Annotated in this window: 18 protein-coding genes; 4 read left to right on the forward strand and 14 right to left on the reverse strand. The window is 70.7% G+C overall.

The annotated features are described in order from the left end of the window. Positions 1–256 precede the first annotated feature (256 nt). Entirely contained in the window at positions 257–1,597 is a 1,341-nt protein-coding gene (locus tag NGB36_RS32355) for a UDP-glucose dehydrogenase family protein (RefSeq protein ID WP_255924218.1), read from the forward strand. A 36-nt stretch (positions 1,598–1,633) separates the two neighbouring features. Here NGB36_RS32355 and NGB36_RS32360 read toward each other — a convergent pair whose 3' ends face one another. Genes NGB36_RS32360 through NGB36_RS32370 form a run of 3 tightly spaced genes read right to left on the reverse strand, consistent with a single transcriptional unit; the run spans position 1,634 to position 4,643 of the window. After that, positions 1,634–2,905 carry a dipeptidase gene (locus NGB36_RS32360; RefSeq protein WP_255924219.1) on the reverse strand — a complete coding sequence of 424 codons (1,272 nt, stop codon included), beginning with the start codon at positions 2,903–2,905 and terminating at the stop codon, positions 1,634–1,636. Positions 2,906–2,961: 56 nt separating this feature from the next. Beyond that, positions 2,962–3,501, reverse strand: a complete 540-nt coding sequence (gene purE / locus NGB36_RS32365) for a 5-(carboxyamino)imidazole ribonucleotide mutase (protein WP_255924220.1) — start codon at positions 3,499–3,501, stop codon at positions 2,962–2,964. Continuing rightward, positions 3,498–4,643: a 5-(carboxyamino)imidazole ribonucleotide synthase gene (locus tag NGB36_RS32370; RefSeq protein ID WP_255924221.1), complete on the reverse strand. Its 1,146-nt coding sequence runs from the start codon at positions 4,641–4,643 to the stop codon at positions 3,498–3,500. Before NGB36_RS32370 ends, purE begins: the two co-directional genes overlap by 4 nt. Before the next feature lie 244 nt (positions 4,644–4,887). On the opposite strand from NGB36_RS32370, the gene NGB36_RS32375 reads away from it, so the two are divergent. Beyond that, complete coding sequence (locus NGB36_RS32375; protein ID WP_255924222.1) at positions 4,888–5,391, forward strand: GtrA family protein; 504 nt, start codon at positions 4,888–4,890, stop codon at positions 5,389–5,391. A gap of 24 nt (positions 5,392–5,415) precedes the next feature. Here the strand turns inward: NGB36_RS32375 and NGB36_RS32380 are convergent, their stop codons facing one another. Both NGB36_RS32380 and NGB36_RS32385 read right to left on the reverse strand, forming a co-directional pair. Continuing rightward, positions 5,416–6,732, reverse strand: a complete 1,317-nt coding sequence (locus tag NGB36_RS32380; RefSeq protein WP_255924223.1) for a sensor histidine kinase — start codon at positions 6,730–6,732, stop codon at positions 5,416–5,418. 35 nt (positions 6,733–6,767) lie between these two features. After that, complete coding sequence (locus NGB36_RS32385) at positions 6,768–7,439, reverse strand: response regulator transcription factor (RefSeq protein ID WP_255924224.1); 672 nt, start codon at positions 7,437–7,439, stop codon at positions 6,768–6,770. Positions 7,440–7,833: 394 nt separating this feature from the next. Between NGB36_RS32385 and NGB36_RS32390 the strand changes: the two genes are divergently transcribed. Beyond that, entirely contained in the window at positions 7,834–9,339 is a 1,506-nt protein-coding gene (locus NGB36_RS32390; RefSeq protein WP_255924225.1) for a peptide MFS transporter, read from the forward strand. Between the two features lie 75 nt (positions 9,340–9,414). Here NGB36_RS32390 and NGB36_RS32395 read toward each other — a convergent pair whose 3' ends face one another. From NGB36_RS32395 to NGB36_RS32420, 6 genes are all read right to left on the reverse strand, one after another. Next, complete coding sequence (locus NGB36_RS32395) at positions 9,415–10,458, reverse strand: hypothetical protein (protein ID WP_255924227.1); 1,044 nt, start codon at positions 10,456–10,458, stop codon at positions 9,415–9,417. After that, positions 10,455–11,630: a hypothetical protein gene (locus NGB36_RS32400; protein WP_255924229.1), complete on the reverse strand. Its 1,176-nt coding sequence runs from the start codon at positions 11,628–11,630 to the stop codon at positions 10,455–10,457. The genes NGB36_RS32395 and NGB36_RS32400 overlap by 4 nt, the downstream gene beginning before the upstream one ends. Further along, complete coding sequence (locus NGB36_RS32405) at positions 11,627–12,541, reverse strand: hypothetical protein (RefSeq protein ID WP_255924231.1); 915 nt, start codon at positions 12,539–12,541, stop codon at positions 11,627–11,629. The genes NGB36_RS32400 and NGB36_RS32405 overlap by 4 nt, the downstream gene beginning before the upstream one ends. 32 nt (positions 12,542–12,573) lie before the next feature. After that, complete coding sequence (locus tag NGB36_RS32410; RefSeq protein ID WP_255924233.1) at positions 12,574–13,311, reverse strand: LPXTG cell wall anchor domain-containing protein; 738 nt, start codon at positions 13,309–13,311, stop codon at positions 12,574–12,576. A gap of 169 nt (positions 13,312–13,480) precedes the next feature. Then, complete coding sequence (locus NGB36_RS32415; protein WP_255924234.1) at positions 13,481–13,975, reverse strand: ATP-binding protein; 495 nt, start codon at positions 13,973–13,975, stop codon at positions 13,481–13,483. Between the two features lie 188 nt (positions 13,976–14,163). Further along, on the reverse strand, positions 14,164–14,532 hold the full coding sequence (locus NGB36_RS32420; protein ID WP_255924236.1) for an STAS domain-containing protein: 369 nt from the start codon (positions 14,530–14,532) through the stop codon (positions 14,164–14,166). A gap of 228 nt (positions 14,533–14,760) precedes the next feature. On the opposite strand from NGB36_RS32420, the gene NGB36_RS32425 reads away from it, so the two are divergent. Then, the gene (locus tag NGB36_RS32425; protein WP_255924237.1) at positions 14,761–15,660 is read left to right on the forward strand and encodes an RNA polymerase sigma factor SigF; all 900 of its coding nucleotides are present in this window, start codon (positions 14,761–14,763) and stop codon (positions 15,658–15,660) included. Between the two features lie 57 nt (positions 15,661–15,717). Here the strand turns inward: NGB36_RS32425 and hutI are convergent, their stop codons facing one another. From hutI to NGB36_RS32440, 3 genes are read right to left on the reverse strand one after another with little or no spacing between them, the layout of a single operon-like run. After that, the gene (gene hutI / locus NGB36_RS32430) at positions 15,718–16,884 is read right to left on the reverse strand and encodes an imidazolonepropionase (protein ID WP_255924238.1); all 1,167 of its coding nucleotides are present in this window, start codon (positions 16,882–16,884) and stop codon (positions 15,718–15,720) included. A gap of 47 nt (positions 16,885–16,931) precedes the next feature. Continuing rightward, entirely contained in the window at positions 16,932–18,287 is a 1,356-nt protein-coding gene (locus tag NGB36_RS32435; protein ID WP_255924239.1) for a formimidoylglutamate deiminase, read from the reverse strand. Next, positions 18,284–19,522, reverse strand: a complete 1,239-nt coding sequence (locus NGB36_RS32440) for an allantoate amidohydrolase (protein WP_255924240.1) — start codon at positions 19,520–19,522, stop codon at positions 18,284–18,286. The genes NGB36_RS32435 and NGB36_RS32440 overlap by 4 nt, the downstream gene beginning before the upstream one ends. Positions 19,523–19,561 lie beyond the last annotated feature (39 nt).

A 19,561-nucleotide genomic window follows, 5' to 3' on the forward strand; every position in this document is an offset into this window, starting at 1 on the left:
CACCGTCTCCCGGAGCATCTCGTGCTCCTCGGACAGCCGGTAAAGATCGAAATCCGTCGAACCGGACAAGGTGTCCTCACTCCCAAAGCTCAAGCTCAAGCACCGCTAACTACCGTTAAGTAACCTAATGCTAGAGGTGGTACGGGTAAACGGATACGTGAGTGACGCGTGAGGTAGCCGACAGGGGCAGCCGACCACCGAACCCCGACTATGCTCGGCGCGACGCACTGCGCCGATCCCCGAAAGGCAGACCTCCGTGACGATCAAGCTCACCGTGATCGGGACCGGCTACCTCGGCGCGACGCACGCCGCCGCCATGGCCGAGCTCGGCTTCGAGGTGCTCGGACTCGACATCTCACCCGAGAAGATCGCGACACTGGAGACCGGCCGGGCCCCGATGTACGAGCCGGGCCTCGACGAGCTGCTGGCCCGGCACGTCGCCGGGATCGGGGGATCGAGCGGGCGGCTGCGCTTCACCACCTCGTGGCAGGAGGCGGCCGCCTTCGGTGATGTGCACTTCATCTGCGTCAACACCCCGCAGAAGCACGGCGAGTACGCCTGCGACATGAGCTATGTCGACTCCGCCGTCGAATCGCTCGCCCCGCATCTGACACGGCCCGCACTCGTCGTCGGCAAGTCGACCGTGCCTGTGGGCAGCGCGGAGCGCCTGGCCGACCGGATCACCGAGCTCGCCCCGGCCGGGCAGGACGCCGAGCTGGCGTGGAACCCGGAGTTCCTGCGCGAGGGGTTCGCGGTCGAGGACACCCTGCGCCCGGACCGGATCGTCGTCGGCGTACGCTCCGAGCGCGCCGAGACGCTGCTGCGCGAGGTGTACGCCAGGCCCATCGCCGAGGGCACGCCCTTCGTCGTCGCCGACTACGCCACCGCTGAGCTGGTCAAGAACGCCGCGAACTCGTTCCTCTCCACGAAGATCTCGTTCATCAACGCGATGGCCGAGGTCTGCGAGGCGGCCGGCGGCGATGTGGTCAAGCTCGCCGAGGCGATCGGCCACGACGATCGCATCGGCCACAAGTTCCTGCGCGCCGGGATCGGCTTCGGCGGCGGCTGCCTGCCCAAGGACATCCGCGCCTTCATGGCCCGCGCCGGCGAGCTCGGCGCCGCCCAGGCGCTCACCTTCCTGCGCGAGGTCGACTCGATCAACATGCGGCGCCGCGGCCACATGGTCGAGCTCGCCCGCCAGGCGTGCGGCGGCGCCTTCCTCGGCAAGCGGATCGCGGTGCTCGGCGCTACGTTCAAGCCCGACTCCGACGACGTACGGGACTCGCCCGCGCTCAACGTCGCCGGCCAGATCCACCTCCAGGGCGGCCAGGTCACCGTCTACGACCCGAAGGGCATGGAGAACGCCGCCAGGCTGTTCCCGACGCTCGAGTACGCCCCGTCGGCGATCGACGCCGTGCGCGGCGCCCATGTCGTGCTGCACCTCACCGAGTGGCGGGAGTTCCGTGAGCTCGACCCCGCCGCGCTCGGCGAGGTCGCCTCGGAGCGGCACCTGCTGGACGGCCGCAACGCGCTCGACCCCGAGCTGTGGCGGAAGACCGGATGGACCTTCCGCGCGATGGGCCGCCCCCAGGCGTGATGCCCGACCGGGCGCTCAGCCGTCGCGCCGTCGATCTCAGCCGTCCGAGCCGTCCAGCTGGTCGATGGTCGCGTTGGACGGGCCGCGCTCGGCACGCAGCGTTCGGGCGACGCACTCGGCCTCCCGCAGCACACGCACCGCATTGCGCCAGGTCAGCTTGGCGAGATCGTCGTCCGACCAGCCACGCCGCAGCAGCTCTGCGACAAGATTGGGGTAGCCGGAGACGTCGTCGAGACCGTCCGGTGTGAAGGCGGTGCCGTCGAAGTCGCCGCCGATGCCGAGGTGATCGATGCCTGCGACCTCACGCATGTGGTCGAGGTGGTCGGCGACGGTCGCGGCGGTGGCGACGGGACGCGGGTGCTCCGCCTCGAACGCCCGCTGGACCTTCATCCCCTCCGGGGTGGTGTCGAGCGCGTGGAGGCCATGGGCGCGCATGTTCTCGTCCGCGCGCCGCGTCCACTCGACGGCCTCCGGCAGGATGAACTTCGGGACGAAGGTGGCCATCGCCACACCGCCGTTGGCGGGCAGCAGCGCCAGCACGTCGTCCGGGATGTTGCGCACATGGTCGCAGACCGCGCGCGAGGAGGAGTGCGAGAAGACGACGGGAGCCGAGGTCACGCGCAGCGCGTCCCGCATCGTGTCGGACGAGACGTGGCTGAGGTCGACGAGCATGCCCAGGCGGTTCATCTCGCGGACCACCTCCTCACCGAAGCGGGTGAGTCCCGCCCGTCGCCCACCACCGCCCTCAGACGAGGCTCCCCCAGACTCCGTCCGGGGGGACCCCCTACGCGCCACCTTGAGCCACGCCTTGGGCTCGTCGGTCGCGGAATCCGCCCACGCGACGTTGTCGTTGTGGGTGAGCGTCATGTAGCGCACGCCGAGCTCGTACAACGACCGCAGCGTGGCAAGGGAGTTGTGGATGGAGTGACCGCCCTCGGCGCCCATCAGCGAGGCGATACGGCCCTCGGCGCGCGCCTTTTCCATCTCGTCGGCGGTGAACGCGAGCCGCAGGTCGTCGGGGTAGCGGTCGGCCAACTGCCGTACGATGTCGATCTGTTCGAGCGTCGCGCTCACGGCGTCGTCCCCCGCCATGTCGCTGCGCACGTACACCGACCAGAACTGCGCGCCCACGCCACCGGCCCGCAGCCGCGGGATGTCGGTGTGCAGGGTCGCGCTCTGGTCGGTGGCGATGTCGAGGCGGTCGATGTCGTAGCGGACCTGCTCGCGCAGCGCCCACGGCAGATCGTTGTGGCCGTCCACGACGGGGTGCGCAGCGAGCAGTTCGCGGGCGCGGGCCCGGTAGTCCATTGTGTGTGTCCCTCAGTCGCCGGTGTGCCGCCGGTGTGCCGCCGATGAGTTGGCGGTCAGTTGCCGAATCCGAAGCCCGACGCGCCGTCGACCTTGGCCCGCAGCCGCTTGCCCTTCTCCGTGGCCTGCTGGTTCAGCTCCTCCTGGAACTGGCGCATCCGCTCCCGCAGCTCGCCGTCGTGCGCGGCGAGCATACGCACCGCGAGCAGCCCCGCGTTGCGCGCCCCCGCCACCGAGACGGTCGCCACCGGGACCCCGGCCGGCATCTGCACGATCGACAGCAGCGAATCCATGCCGTCGAGGTACTTCAGCGGTACGGGAACGCCGATCACGGGAAGCGGGGTCACCGAGGCCAGCATCCCCGGCAGGTGGGCCGCACCACCCGCGCCTGCGATGATCGCCTTCAGCCCGCGCGCGTCGGCCTGTTCGCCGTACGCCACCATCTCGCGCGGCATGCGGTGCGCCGAGACGACGTCGACCTCGTACGGCACCTCGAACTCGTCGAGGGCCTGCGCCGCCGCCTCCATCACCGGCCAGTCGGAGTCGGAACCCATCACGATGCCGACAAGGGGCCGAAGGGACTGGTTGGAGCTCATTCCTGGATCGTTCCTCGCAGGTAGTCGGCGGCGTGACGGGCGCGTTCGCGCACCTCGGGCAGGTCGTCGCCGTAGGTGGTGACGTGGCCGACCTTGCGCCCCGGCTTCACGTCCTTGCCGTACATGTGGATCTTCAGGGCCGGGTCGCGCGCCATGCAGTGCAGGTACGCGGAGTACATGTCGGGGAAGTCTCCGCCGAGCACATTGACCATCACCGTCCACGGCTGGCGGGGGCGCGGATCGCCGAGCGGCAGATCGAGCACCGCCCGCAGGTGGTTGGCGAACTGGGAGGTGACGGCGCCGTCCTGGGTCCAGTGACCGCTGTTGTGGGGGCGCATCGCCAGTTCGTTGACGAGCACGCGGCCGTCGCGCGTCTCGAAGAGCTCGACCGCGAGGTGGCCGACGACGCCGAGCTCCTTGGCGATCGTCAGCGCGAGCTGCTGCGCCTGAGCGGACAGCTCATCGGCGAGGCCGGGCGCCGGGGCGATGACCGTGTCGCAGACGCCGTCGACCTGGATCGACTCGACGACCGGATACGCGACGGCCTGGCCGTGCGGGGAGCGCACGACGTTGGCGGCGAGCTCCCGTACGAAGTCGACCTTCTCCTCGGCGAGCACCGGGACACCGGCCCGGAACGGGTCGGCCGCCTCCGCCGGGGACGACACGACCCATACGCCCTTGCCGTCGTAACCGCCGCGGACTGTCTTCAGCACCACGGGGAATCCCGAGCCCTCAGCGGCGAAGGCGGCGACGTCGTCGGGATCGCGCACGATGCGGTGGCGCGGGCAGGGGACGCCGATCGCGTCCAGCTTCGCCCGCATCACGCCCTTGTCCTGGGCGTGGACGAGGGCCTCGGGGCCGGGGCGTACGGCGATGCCGTCCGCCTCCAGGGCGTGCAGGTGCTCGGTCGGCACGTGCTCGTGGTCGAAGGTGACCACGTCGCAGCCGCGTGCGAAGGCCCGCAGGGTGTCCAGGTCGCGGTAGTCGCCGACGGTGACGTCAGCGATCACCTGCGCCGCCGAGTCCTGAGGGGTGTCACTGAGAAGTTTGAACCTGACGCCGAGAGGGATGCCCGCCTCGTGCGTCATGCGGGCGAGCTGGCCGCCCCCGACCATGCCGACTACGGGGAATGTCACCCTCACAGGGTATCGGTCGCAAGGTCTAAGACGTTTTTAAGGCAACCCGGACCAACCCCCGCCGACAAGGGGACGTCTTCACTCACGGGAACCGAGCGTGCAACAGGTCGTACCCTTTCGCACGCCGGGTTACACCCTTCGGCAGGCAGCTGTTCACCCTCAGCGGTTAGCATGAGGCTTCGGGGGCGTCCACGCACAGCCGTATCGCCGGCATCCGACAGACACCGACAGACAAGGCCCTGCGATCACCATGAGTCGACTGAGCGCGTTGAACACCCGAGTGAAGCTCCTCTACCGGGAGGTCGCCAAGTTCGGCCTCGTCGGCATCGCGGGCATCTTCGTCAACATGATCGCGCTGAACCTGCTCCTCAGCACCGGTCTCCAGACCGTCCGCGCGAGCGTGATCGCCACCATCATCGCCATCGCCTTCAACTACGTCGGCTTCCGGTACTTCACGTACCGGAACGCCGACAGGAGCCAGCGCGGCAAGGAGATCGGCCTCTTCGTCTTCTTCAGCGTGGTCGGCCTGGTAATCCAGAACGGCATCCTCTACGCCGCCACCTACGGCATGGGCTGGGACGGCCGGCTGGCCAACAACTTCTGGAGCCTCACCGGTATCGGCGTGGCCACACTCTTCCGCTTCTGGTCGTACCGCACCTGGGTGTTCCGTTCGCTGCCGGCCAAGGCCGTCGAGCAGGCCGAGGCGTTTCTCACCGAGTCCGAGCAGCAGGCGAGGGCCGGCGCGCGCAAGTAGCCGTAGCCGCCGCCCAGCACAACCTCACCGCAGCACAGGAGGGCCCTGTTCGGGGCCCTCCGGCGTTTCACGGCCCTGTGCGACGCCGCCGACGTCGTCGCCGCCTTCGGCGCCCGCACGTGCCAGGAAGAGCGCGAAGACCGGCGGGCGCTGCTGCAGCAGCTCCAGACGGCCTCCGTCGGCCTCCGCGAGGTCGCGGGCGACGGCGAGGCCCAGACCCGTCGAGTTGCGGCCGCTCACCGTCCGCTCGAAGACCCGCGCTCCCAGGTCCGGCGGCACCCCTTGGCCCTGGTCCGTCACCTCGGCGACCGCCTGGTTACCGGTGACACGGGTGTGGATGACGACCGAGCCCGCGCCGTGCATGAGCGAGTTCTCGATCAGCGTGGCGAGCACCTGGGCGACCGCGCCGGGGGTGCCCACCGCCCGCAGCCCCGGGGTGCCCGAGCGGGAGATGGTGCGCCCCTCACCGCGGTAGGCCGGGCGCCACTCCTCCAGCTGCTGCTTGATCACTTCGTCGAGGTCGAAGGCGACCGCGGAGCCCGAGCGCGGGTCGCGTGAATTGGTCAGCAGCCGCTCCACGACGTCCGTGAGCCGCTCGACCTGGCCGAGCGCGATCGACGCCTCCTCCTTGACCGTGTCGTGGTCGTCGGTGGCGATGATCTCCTCCAGCCGCATCGACAGCGCGGTGAGCGGCGTGCGCAGCTGGTGCGAGGCGTCCGCGGCGAGCCGCCGTTCGGCGGTGAGCATCCGCGCGATGCGCTCGGCGCTCGCGTCGAGCACGTCGGCGACCCGGTCCAGCTCGGGCACTCCGTAGCGGCGGTGGCGCGGCCTGGGGTCGCCGGAGCCGAGCCGCTCGGCGGTCTCGGCGAGGTCGAGCAGCGGCGCGGTGAGGCGTCTGCCCTGCTGCACGGCGAGGACGACGGCGGCGGCGATCGCCAGCAGCGCGACGGTGAGGATCACCAGCAGGGTGCGGCCGATCTGCCTGGTGACCTCCGAGTGCGGTTCCTGGACGAGCACGGTCTCGCCGTGCGCCCCGGCCTGCCGGGCCTGGACGACGTCACCCCTGGGCGGCGCGCCCAGGGTGATGGGGGCCTGTCCCGGCACGCTGATCACCGCGTACCGGCCGGGCTCGACCTGCCGCCCGAGCGTGGCGGAGGTGACCTTCTCGCCCGCCGCGATGCGGTTCTCCACCACTCCTATCAGCTGGACGGCGTCCGACTGCACGCTGTCCTTGGCGCTGCTCTCGATCGTCCTGCTCTCCACGATCACCAGCGACAGGCCGAAGACCGCGATCACGACGAGCACCACGGCGAGTGTGGAATTGATCAGGCGGCGGCGCACTCAGCTCAGTCCTGCTCTTTTCGCATCTTTTCGAATCAGTTCTTCTCGAACCGGAAGCCGACCCCGCGGACAGTCGAGATGTAGCGGGGGTTGGCGGCGTCGTCGCCGAGCTTCTTGCGCAGCCAGGAGATGTGCATGTCGAGGGTCTTGGTCGACGACCACCAAGTGGTGTCCCACACCTCGCGCATCAGCTGGTCGCGGGTGACGACCCGGCCCGCGTCCCGTACCAGGACGCGCAGCAGGTCGAATTCCTTGGCGGTGAGCGAGAGTTCGTCGTCGCCGATCCAGGCGCGGTGCGACTCGACGTCGATGCGCACGCCCTGGGTGGCGGGCTGCGCCTCCGCGCTGCCGCGGCGCAGCAGGGCCCGCACCCGGGCCAGCAGCTCCGCGAGGCGGAAGGGCTTGGTCACGTAGTCGTCGGCACCGGCGTCGAGCCCCACGACAGTGTCGACCTCGTCGGCCCGGGCGGTGAGCACCAGGACGGGGAAGCCATGGCCCTCCGTGCGCAGCCTGCGGCACACCTCGAGGCCGTCCATGCCAGGCAGGCCGAGATCCAGCACGAGCAGGTCCACGGCGCCCTGGAGGCCGGCGTCGAGTGCCGTGGGTCCGTCTTCGCGCACCTCGACCTCGTATCCCTCGCGGCGCAGGGCACGTGCGAGCGGTTCCGAGATGGAGGCGTCGTCCTCGGCGAGCAATACGCGGGTCATGCGCCGATGGTAGTCCGCGCGGCATATCGGGGACGTGCGCGGGCAAGCGTGAACGGGATCATTGCCGTGGCAGGCCGGGGGCGCGGGCTGTCACCGGGCACCTCGGACGGCACCAGGTGCCCCCTGTGACCTGCATCTCAGAGAGGTGCAAAACCTTCAAGTTTTGACCTACCTTAGGTTGACGTCCGATAAGCGAACAGCGAACCCCCGGTGACGCACAGTACCGGAGGTTCTTTCTGTGCCCGGACCTGCAACGACAGCCCCCTCCGGCTTGCGGTGGGGGCTGCACCCCCACACCCAGCGGCCGCGTCCGCTCTCGCCCCGCCGCGGCAGGGGGCACCTCCCGCCGCAGGCAGGGTGGGCGGATGTCGCGGCCCGACCACAAGGAATGCCCATGGCGTCCAGCCTGACGAAGGATGCCGCCCCGCAGGCAGCCCCTGCGACCGGCGGCAAGACCTTCTTCGGCCACCCCCGCGGCCTGGCCACCCTCTTCATGACGGAGATGTGGGAGCGCTTCAGCTTCTACGGCATGCGGGCGCTGCTCGTGCTCTACCTGATCGCTCCGGCGTCCCAGGGCGGGCTCGCATTCAAGGCGGCGACGGGTGCCGCGATCTACTCGGTCTACAACGCCACGGTGTACCTGCTGGCGATGCCGGGCGGGTGGATCTCCGACCGGTTGTGGGGACCGCGCAAGACGGTCGCGGTCGCCGGCACGATCATCATGTGCGGCCACTTCCTGCTGGCCGTGCCGGTGGAGATGTCGTTCTTCATCGGCCTGGTCTTCATCGCGGTCGGCTCGGGTCTGCTCAAGGCCAACATCTCGACGATGGTCGGCCACCTGTACCCGGACCGCACCGACCCGCGCCGGGACAGTGCGTTCACGATCTTCTACATGGGCATCAACCTCGGTGCCTTCGCCGCTCCGCTGGTGATCGGCACGGTCGGCCAGAACGTCAACTGGCACCTGGGCTTCGCGCTCGCCGGCGTCGGCATGGCGCTCGGCCTCGGCCAGTTCCTCTTCGGCACCCGGCACCTCGCACCGGTCAGCAACGTCGTCCCGGCCCCGCTGCGGGCCGAGGAGCGCGCTGCGCTGCTGAAGAAGTCCGGTCTGTGGGCCGCGGCGGCCGTCGTCTTCTACGCCGTCGTCCTGGCGACCGGCAGCTTCACCATCAACTGGGTGCTGTGGCCGCTGTCGCTGGCTGGCATCGCGCTGCCCGCCTTCTACTTCGCCAAGATCCGCCGCGACAAGGAGATCACGGCGGATGAGAAGTCGAAGATGACCGGATACATCTGGTTCTTCATCGCCGCTGCCGTCTTCTGGATGATCTACGACCAGTCCGGCTCGACGCTGACGATCTTCGCCAGCCAGGACACCGCGGGCACGCTTTTCGGCATCGGCTTCCCGAGCAGCTGGTTCCAGTCGCTCAACCCGCTGTTCATCATGGCGCTGGCCCCGGTGATCGCCGTGCTGTGGGTGAAGCTGCGCGACCGCAACCCCAGCACGACGGCCAAGTTCGCGATGGGCATGATCGGCATCGGCATCTCGTTCGGCGTGATGATGCTGGCGCAGGCCGCAGCCACGGGCGGCGTCAAGGTCTCGCCGATGTGGCTGGTGATGGTGTACCTGGTCCAGACCGTCGCGGAGCTGAGCCTCTCGCCGGTCGGCCTGTCGGTCTCGACCAAGCTGGCGCCGGAGAAGTACGCGGGTCAGGTCATGGGCCTGTGGTTCCTCGCGGTGACGGCGGGCGACTGCACGGCCGCGCTCACCCAGCTGATCGTGGGCAACGCGTTCATGTCCGAGGCGTCCTTCGCCATCCAGGGCGCGGTGGTCGCGCTCGGCGGTGTGGCGCTGCTGATGTGGCGCAAGAAGGTCATCAAGCTGATGGGCGACGTGCGCTGACGCACAGACGCTGACGCACAGACGTACGTGATCCGGAGGGGTCCTGGGGACGCGTTCCCCTGGACCCCTTCGCGTTCACCGGCGCAGCCTGCGCCAGGGCGTGAACGTGAAGATCGCACCGCCGAGCAGGATGACCGTGCCGGCGACGAGGCCGAGCGCGTGCAGGCTGCCGATGTTGCCGGCGCCGGTCTGGGCGAGACCGCCGGAGGTGCTGCTGCCGGACGTGCTGCTGCCAGAGGCGCCGCTGCTTCCGCTCGTACCGCTCGTACCTCCCGAGGCGCTGCTGCCGCCGCCCGACGTGCCACCCTGCTGGGCCGATGTGTCGAGGGTGAGCGAGACACCCGGGTCGCTCGCCGGCGTGCACGTGGTCGTCGTACCGAGGGCGTTGACGGTGAGCACACCGGGCGTGAGTGTCACCGATCCGGAGGCGCCCGGCTTGTAGGTGCCGGTCATGTCCGGGATCACGATCGGGTCGCCCGCGTTGATGGGCTTGGGGTTGGTCGGGCCGGCGACGGCGACCTGCCCGCTGTCCGCACCGCCCACCTTGACCTCCATCGACGGCTTGACGGAGTTGGCGGGGATGGAGGCCGGGCTGTTCATGACGCTCTTGCTGAAGTGGACCGTCAGGCCGAAGTCACCGCCGTTCCTGTCGGCGTTGATCTGGACCGGCGAGACGGCGCTCTTGTTGCCGATCGGCGTGATGCACTGGTAGTTGACGTTGACGACCTCGCCAGCGAAGTGCGTCCCGCCGGAGCCGCCCGAGCCGCCGCTCGAACTCGACCCTCCCGACGAGCTGCTGCCGCCGGAACTGCTCGTACCGCCCGCCCCTCCCAGGACCGGCAGCCCGCTCGGCAGGCACGAGGATGCCTGGGCCGCGGCGCCCGACACCACGGCGGTGAGCGTCGAGCTGTTGAGCGACGGCAGGGAAGTGGGCACGGAGGTCGGCAGGTCGCCGGTCGGCAGGGAGCACGGGAGCAGGGACGTGGACGGCAGCGGCACGGGCGAGGACGACGAGTCGGCCAGCGCGGGTCCCGCGGACCACATCAGTGAGGCGCCGCCCAGCATCATCGCGACTCCGACCGCGGCGGCTGCGGTGCGGCTCCTTCGTATGCGTGTCACGGGCTTCCCTTCGCTGTGGAGTGCTCAGTGGCTGACGGTGCGGAGGGTGCGGATGGTGGTGTTGTGGTTGGTGAGGTGTCCGGGGTGAACCACGGCAGTGCCGAGGCGTCGCGCGCGGAGGTGGCGACGGGGGCGCGGTCCGGCTCGGTCTTGGCCCTGCTCTTGGCCTGGGCCTTGGCCGCATCGGCCGCCCTGGCCAGGGAGGCGGCGAGCGTGCTCAGCCTCGCCGGCCGTGCCGGCCGAGCCGGGGCGTGCGGGCGGCGCGCACCCCCGCCGTACACCGTGCCGGGCCTGCGCGGCCGCAGACGGTCGACGGTCGCCATGCCGATGCGGAAGATCGCCGTGGGGACGACGACGAAGAGCAGCACCCAAAAGAGCGTCACTCCCCAGGGGCGCGAGACGCCCCACGGCTGCACGGCGAGCACCTTGCCCGCGTACTTCAGCGTCACCTGGTAGTCGCCGTGCGCGCCCGCGGCCAGCTCGACGGGCACACTGACCTCCGCCTTCTGGCCCGGCTGCACGGTGCCCTGCCACTGCTCGTCGTTCCATTGCGGCGCATAGACGCCGTGCGCGATGCCGACCTGGAAGACCGGATTCTTCGCAGGGTCGGAGGCGAGATTGCCCACGGTGACGACGAGTTGGCGGGAGGGCGGCGCGCCGAACCAGGTGAGCAGACCGCTGCTGCCATCGAGGCGGGCGGCGAGGGCGGTGAGCAGGCCGCCGCCGGTGTCCGGCGGCAGCGCTGCGACCGGGTGCCCGGAGACGACGAGCGGCGCGTCGGCGGTCTGGTAGTCGCCGAGCACGGTCGCGACGTGCACCATGCACGGACACGGCTTGGGCGGATCGGCGACCGGCAGCTGTTGGTGGAAGGCGCCGGAGGCGTCAGTGGTCACGGCGCGGCCGGTGGAGTTGTCGCAGGAGTCGGTGCCGCCGATGGCGTCCTGGCCGCAGACGAGCAGCGTCAGCAGGGCATGTCCGCGCCATCCCTGGCCGGTGACGGTGAGCGTGCTGCCGGGGCCGGCCTGCTGGGCGGAGAGGCTGATGGTGGGGCCGCTGCCCGCCGCGGCGGCGGAGGACGGCACGATGAGCACGGCGAGCGACAGCACGGCCGCCGCCCACCGGTTCCACCGCTTCAGCCGAACCGCGCGTATCGCGCTCACGATCGCCCTCACGTGGCCGCTCCCGCCAATTGCCGTGTGCTGTCGTCCTGTTGGTCGTCGTCAAGGAGTTCGGGTCGCCTGCGGCGCCGCAGGGCCAGGAGCACAGCCGCACCGAGGACGCCGCACGAGGCGGCCGCCGCGGCCGCCGCCGCCGCGTCCAGGGGCAGCGCCTCGTACGAGGTCGTGGCCGACGCCTGGGCCTGGCCGTCCGCTGTGACCAGCAGCCGGACGCGCACCCGGTCGAGGGCGGGCGGATCCGGCCACGGCTCAGTGAGCACGGCCTGGCGGCCGGGCAGCAGCTCGATTCCGAGCGGGCGCGCGGCGCGGTGCAGGACGGGGCCGAAGAGGCCGTCGGCCTGGACGGCGAGGCTCGGGCTCAGTGCGGTGTCGCCGCGGTTGACGAGGGTGTACCGGATGCCGGCGGCCCTCCCGTTGCCCACGACGGCGACGTCCTCGACGGCGATCTCGGAGAGCGTCGGCCCGGTGACCCGCAGATGGACCGGTATCTCCTGCTGCCTTCCGCCGCCGTCCTTGACGACGATCGCCGCCGGATGGCTGCCGATCGCCGTGCCCGCGGGCACGGTGATGGTGAAGGGGATGTCCGCACGGGTCCTGGCCGGGATCGTGGGCGCCGATGAGGCGAACCGGATCCACGTCCCTGCGTCGGTGCTCTCGGCGGCGGTGCGGGGGTGGAAGGAGCCGTCGGGCGCCTCCACCGCGTCGGCACCGAAGAGGGTGAACTGCTGTGCACGGGAGGAGGAGTTGGCGAGCGAGACGGTGTCCTGGAGCACGCCGCCGGGTCCGCCTTCGAAGTAGAAGTACGGCCTGCCGGCGGCCGGGAACGCCGTCCACCCGCCGACGGCCAGGCACGCCAGCAGCGTGGCGACCGCGGCCGCCACGCGCAGCGTCCTCAGCGACGACATGGGCTCCTCCTGCTTTCTCTCGCTTTCTCGCGCTAACGCGTCTGGCTCCTGCGGGTCAGCCACAGCACGCCGCCGACGCCGATCAGGAGCACGGTGCCGCCGAAGGTGCCGAGGGCGATCGTGGAGTCGTCGGGGCCGGTCTTGGGGAGCGTGCCGCCGGTGTCCGTGCTGCCGCTCGTACCGCTGCCGCCGGAGCTGCTCGACGAGCCCGACGACCCCGAGGATCCCGAGGATCCCGATCCGCCGGCAGCGGTCACGGAGAGCGTCAGCGACGGGCCCGGGTTGTTGGAGGGGTTGCAGGTGGTCGTGGTGCCGAGCGCCTTGATGGTGAGCGTCCCGGCCGTGAAGGTGACCGTCCCGCTCGCCTTGGGGTTGTACGTACCCGTCAAGTCATTGATCTTGATGGGTGTGTTGGCGGGTATCGGCTGGGCATTGGGCGGGCCGGAAACGGGGACCTCCCCGGAGTCGGCGCCGCCGACCTTGATCACCGCGCTGGGGTTCATCGCGCCGGCGCCGAGCTCGATCGGACTGGACGAGACGCCCTTCTCGAAGCTCATCGTCAGCTTGTAGCTCGACCCGGTCGGTGCTGCCGTGATGTTGATGGGCGAGACGCCGCTCTTCTGCCCGATGGGCGTCTGGCACTGGTAGTCGACGTCGACGGTGTTGGCGTACGCGGCCGGGGCGGTGGTGAGCGCCACCCCCGCCACCACCGATGCGACCAGGGCGAGCGCTCCGCCCCGGGACGCCGTCCTGTGCGTGGAGTGCGACACCGCTGTCTCCCTTCGGCCTTCCGCCGCCAGCCTTCCCTGACGAGTTACTGACGGCACATCAGATTCGGGGCCCGACGGTACGCCGGGGACCTTGCCGAGGGAAGACACAGGAAAACAACGAAGAAAAACCGGGCCTTGGACCCGGAACGGAAGTCTGCGGCGGACCGCGCTAGACGGGCCCCGCCAGTTCGGCCCATACCGTCTTGCCCGGACCGCCCTCCGGGCTCCGCGAAACCCCCCAGTCCAGGCAGAGCCGCTGGACGATGAACATGCCGTGGCCCCCCGGCCGGCCTGCCCGGTGCGGCGTACGAGGTGCGGGGTCGCCGGAGCCCCCGTCGGTGACCTCCATACGCAGCACCTTGGGCGCCCGGTGCAGCCGCAGCTCCCGCGGGCCGCCGCCATGCAGACACGCATTGGTGACGAGTTCGGAGACGACGAGCAGGATGTCCTCCGCGGCGGCCCGTGACTCCTCCGAGGCGGCGGGCAGCCAGCCCCACTCGTAGAGCGCCTGGCGGGTGAAGTCACGGGCGAGCGGGACCACGCCTATCGCGTCGGCGAGGTCGATGCGACGCACCTGGCGGCCGCCTCCAGGCACGCCGGAGTCGGCCGCCTGGCCCCGCTCGTGGCCGCGGTCGTCCGGCGCGAAGGGCCGGGTGGTGCTCATCAGCGCTTCACCTCACCGATGTCCGACAAGTTCGAGGGGTCTCCTGCCCGACGGATTCCGGGCAACACCCACGGATTCCTATGAGCCGGTGCGGCGGCAGTGAGAGGACGTCGGTGATCCCCTCGGCCGCCGGTCGTTCGCCGGTCAGAAGCCGGTCGTCAGGCCGTCATCAGCCAGTCATCAGCTGGTCATTCGGTGAGCGCCTCGTCGAGCCTGTCATGCACACTGAAAACGGCATCGGCACCTGTGATCTCGAACACCCTGGAGACCGTCGGGAGCAACCCGGTGAGATGAACCCCTCCCCCGGCGGCCTCGGCCTTCAGGCGCGCGCCGAGCAGCACGTTCAGACCTGTGGAGTCGCAGAACTGCAGCTGCGAGCAGTCCACCACCAGCTTGGCGAAGCCGTCGTCGACGCTGCGTTCCATCGGCTCCCGAAGGAGCTCCGCGGTGTGGTGATCCAGCTCACCTGCGGGCGTGAAGATCGCGGAGCGCCCGCTGTGCCGCACCGCGACACTGAGACGGTCCCGGCCGGTCGTGCCGACCATCCCGCGGTCCATGCCATTCCTCCTGATTGCCTTCAGCTGCGCTGTTGAACCCTACGCCGTAACGGAACCGGGCGGTAGTCGCAAAGATCCGTCACGGGTTCACTGCCGAACTTGCCACGCGCACGGGGAAGCGGGTAGGCAGGGAGGGAGATATCCGTAGACGGCCGACTCGGAGGCGCCGCGATCAGCAGTACGACCACGGCAGCGGCAGCCGCGTATCCCCGGCCGAAGGAGGAGATCATGGCACCCCAGCTCGACGCGCACACGCTCCAGGAAGCGCAGGGCGCATCCCTGGAGCCGCCGACGTCGTCGACCAACACGCCGGCGGAACTGGAGGGGCTCGGGCTCCCGGAGATCCCGCCGTTCGACGAGGTCGGACCGCTGGACGCAAGGGCTCTGTCCAAGACGCTCTTCCAGCGCCTGGAGACGCTGGAAGAAGGCACGCACGAGTACGCGTACGTCCGCAACACGCTGGTCGAGCTGAACCTGGCGCTGGTGAAATTCGCCGCTTCCCGGTTCCGTTCCCGCAGTGAGCCGATGGAAGACATCGTGCAGGTCGGCACGATCGGGCTCATCAAGGCGATAGACCGCTTCGAACTCAGCCGCGGTGTGGAATTCCCCACCTTCGCGATGCCGACGATCGTCGGCGAGATCAAGCGTTTCTTCCGAGACACCAGCTGGTCGGTGCGGGTCCCGCGCCGCCTGCAGGAGCTGCGGCTCGACCTGGCCAAGGCCGGTGACGAGCTCGCCCAGCAGCTGGACCGCGCCCCGACCGTCTCCGAACTCGCGGAGCGGCTCGACCTCACCGACGACGAGGTCGTCGAGGGCATGGCCGCGAGCAACGCGTACACGGCCAGCTCGCTGGACGCCCAGCCGGAGGAGGACGACTCAGAGGGTGCGCTCGCCGACCGGATCGGTTATGAGGACCACGGTCTGGAAGGCATCGAGTACGTCGAGTCGCTCAAGCCGCTCATCGCCGAGCTGCCGGCGCGCGACCGCAAGATCCTTTCGCTGCGGTTCGTCGGCAACCTCACCCAGTCGGAGATCGGCGAGGAGCTGGGGATCTCCCAGATGCACGTCTCCCGGCTGCTGACGCGGACGCTGACGCGTCTGCGTCGCGGGCTGCTCACCGAAGAGTGAACCGATAGGCAAGGGCAAACGGGCCCGGGGCGCAGCCCCGGGCCCGTTTCCCGTCCGCTACACCTCGCGTACTCCCGCCCGCCAGACCGCGCTGACCAGCGGGACGCCCGGCCGGTAGGCGAGGTGGACATGGGAGGGCGCGTCGAGCAGGACGAGGTCGGCGCGGGCGCCCTCGCCGACGCGGCCGACGTCGGTGCGGCGCAGGGCCGCGGCGCCGCCCACGGTGGCGGCGTGGAGCGCCTCGTCTGGTGTCATGCCCATGTCCCGCACCGCAACGGCGATGCAGAACGGCACGGAGCTGGTGAAGGACGACCCTGGGTTGCAGTCGGTGGACAGGGCGACGGTCACACCCGCATCCAGCAGCCGCCTGGCGTCGGGGTAGGGGGAGCGGGTGGAGAACTCCACGCCGGGCAGCAGGGTCGCGACGGTACTGCCGCCGGCGAGCGCGTCGACGTCCTGCTCGGTCAGGTACGTGCAGTGGTCGGCGGAGGCGGCGCCGAGCTCGACGGCGAGCTGGACGCCGGGGCCGGGACCGAGCTGGTTGGCGTGGATGCGCGGGGTCAGGCCGCGGGCGGCGCCCGCGGTGAGGACGGCGCGGGCCTGGTCGCCGTCGAAGGCGCCGCGCTCGCAGAAGACGTCGATCCAGCGGGCGTGCGGCGCACAGGCGTCGAGCATCGGCCCGGTAACGAGATCCACATAGGCGGCGGGGTCGTCGGCGTGGTCCGGGGGGACGATGTGCGCGCCGAGGAAGGTGACCTCGTCGGTGTGGCGGGCCGCGATGCGCAGGCAGCGTGCCTCGTCCTCGACGGTGAGACCGTAGCCGGACTTGGTCTCGATGGTGGTGGTGCCCTGGCGCAGCGCCTCGGCGACGTGCCGGGCAACGGTGGCGTCGAGCTCGTCGTCGGAGGCCGCCCGGGTGGCGGCGACGGTGGTGCGGATGCCGCCGGCCGTGTAACGGCGGCCGGACATACGGGCGTTGAACTCAGCGGTGCGGTCGCCCGCGAACACCAGATGGGAGTGGGAGTCGACGAAGCCGGGGACGGCCGCCCGCCCTTCGGCGTCGGTCCGGTTGTCAGTGGGGGGTGCTTTGCTGGAACTGCCGACCCAGGCGATGCGGTCGCCGTCGATGACGACGGCTGCGTTCTCGATGATGCCCAGGGGGCCCTGGCCGAGGGAGGGATCGTTGGTGACGAGGGTGCCGATGTTGGTGATCGCGGTCGCCATCTCAGTGGTGGTGTCCTTGGTCGTGGCCTGCGACGGATGGTGGGCTGTCAGGTGCGGACGGCGGCGATGGCGCGCGCCAGGGCCACGGGCACGTCCTGGACCAGCCGGTGGGCTCCGTCGCGTACGACGTGACGGCCGCCGACCACGGTGTGGCGTACGTCCGCTGCGCTCGCGGCGAATACGGCGGTCTCGGTCGCGAGCCGGGGCGTGGTTCCCGCAGTACGGACGGTGTCCAGCGCGATCGTGGTGAAGTCGGCGAGCGCGCCGGCCTCTATGCGGCCGGCCTCGTGCCAGCCGAGGCAGGCATGGCCGTGCTCGGTTGCGGAGCGCAGCAGCTGCGATGCGGTCCAGTGGCCGCGGGTGCGGGAGCGCAGCCGCTCGTCGAGCTCCATCGCGCGTGCCTCTTCGAGAATGTCGACGACGGCATGACTGTCGCTGCCGAGACTCAACGGGCTCCCCTTGCCGGCGAGTTGCGCGGCGGGGCCGATGCCGTCGGCGAGGTCCCGTTCGGTGGTGGGGCACATGCACACGGTGGTGGCCGAACCGCCGAGGAGGCTCATGTCCTCGGGGGTGAGGTGGGTGGCGTGGACGGCCGTGGTCCGCGGGCCCAGTGCACCGTGGTCGGCGAGGAGCCTGGTCGGGGTGGTGCCGTGGGCGAGGACGCAGGCCTCGTTCTCGGCGGTCTGCTCGGAGAGATGGACGTGCAGCGGGGCCTGCCGTTCCCCGGCCCAGCGGACGACGGTGGAGAGCTGGTCGGCCGGCACGGCACGCACAGAGTGGATGGCGGCGCCGATCCTGACGTGGTCTCGGCCGGGTGTGCCGGAGTCGAGGCCCTGGACGCGGGCGGCCCAGGCATCGGAGTCGCCGTCGCTGAAGCGGATTTGGTGCGGCTCCGGGGGCTTCCCGAAGCCGGAGGAGAGGTAGCAGGTGTCGAGGAGGGTGATGCGGATTCCGGCCTCGGCCGCGGCGGCGATCAACGCCTCGCCCATGGCGTTGGGTGCGTCATAGGGCGTGCCGTCGGGCTGGTGGTGCACGTAGTGGAACTCGCCCACGCAGGTGATGCCCGCCAGCGCCATCTCGGCGTAGACGGCGCGGGCGAGCGCGAAATAGGTGTCGGGGGTGAGGCGGGCGGCGGCCGAATACATCTGCTCACGCCAGGTCCAGAAGGTGCCGGCTCCCACCTGGACGCTGCCGCGCAGGGCGCGGTGGAAGGCGTGCGAGTGGGCGTTGGCCAGGCCGGGCACGGTGAGGCCGTGCAGCACGGTCGAGCCCGGTGGCGGGCTGCCGGCCGCCGTGCGCACGGACGTGATCCGCCCACCCTCGGCCCTGACGGTGACGCCGGACTCCACCGTGCCGTTCAGCCAGGCGTGTTCGAGCCAGAAGAGGGCATCAGGAGTGGTCACGGACACGCGAGGCCTTCCAGTACGTCGGCGAGTGCGGTCACCCCGGCGAGGCAGTCGTCCTCGGCGGCCGCTTCCGCCGGGGAGTGCGACACCCCGGTGGGGTTGCGTACGAACAGCATGGCGGTGGGGACCGAGGCGGACAAAATACCCGCATCGTGTCCTGCGCCGGTCGGCAGCACGGGAACCGGCGGGCCCAACAGTTTCGCGACGTGATCGCGCAGTGCGTGCTCGAACTCGACGACGGGGGTGAAGGACTCGCGGGTAACGGTCACATCGACGCCGTCGCGGCTGCCGCGCTCGGTCGCCGCGCGTTCGATCTCCTCGACGACAGCGGCGAGGGTCTCCTCGTCGGCGGCGCGGGAGTCAAGCCAGCCGCGCACGAGGGAGGGGATGGCGTTGACCCCGTTCGGTTCGACCGCGACCTTGCCGAAGGTCGCGAGCGCGCCCGCCAGCCGCGCCTTCTTCCGGGCTGCGAGCACGGTGGTGGCGTAGGTGAGCATGGGGTCGCGGCGGTCGTCGAGCCGGGTGGTGCCTGCGTGGTTGGCCTCACCGCGGAAGTCGAACCGCCAGCGCCCGTGCGGCCAGATCGCCGAGGCGATGCCCACCGGGTCCCCGGACAGGTCGAGCGCACGTCCCTGCTCGACGTGGAGTTCGACGAACGCGCCGATGCGGGCGAGCCGTTCGGGGTCCGGGCCGATCGCCGCCGGGTCGTATCCGGCGCGCTCCATCGCCTCCGGCAGCGAGACACCGTCCGCGTCGCGCAGCTCACGCGCCGCCTCGGGGCTGAGCTGTCCTGCGGTGAGCCGTGAGCCGACGCAGGCGAGCCCGAAGCGTGCGCCCTCCTCGTCACCGAAGTTGACGATGCCGACGGGCCGGCGCGGCGCGCTCTCGCGCGCCCTCAGCTCGTCCAGCGCGGCGAAGGAGGAGACCACGCCGAGCGGCCCGTCGAAAGCGCCTCCGTCCGGTACGGAGTCGAGGTGCGAGCCGGTGACGACGGCGTCGCCCTCGGACGGATCACCGAGCCACGCCCACTGGTTGCCGTTGCGGTCCACCTCGTAGGCGAGCCCGCGTGCCTCGGCCTGTTCCCGGAACCACGCCCGGCACTCGGCGTCCGCGTCGCTCCACGCATATCGCCGGTACCCACCGCTGCGGGGCTCCCGCCCGACGGGCAACAGCTCCCGCCACATCCGCAGAAACGTGTCCGCGCCTCCCAGCGCGTCGCGCGCGTCGCTCACGCCTCCTCCTTGTTCGCTTCTCCGCCCGCGCGGCGCACA

It is taken from the genome of Streptomyces humicola (assembly GCF_024436035.1).
Lineage (GTDB): Bacteria > Actinomycetota > Actinomycetes > Streptomycetales > Streptomycetaceae > Streptantibioticus_B > Streptantibioticus_B humicola.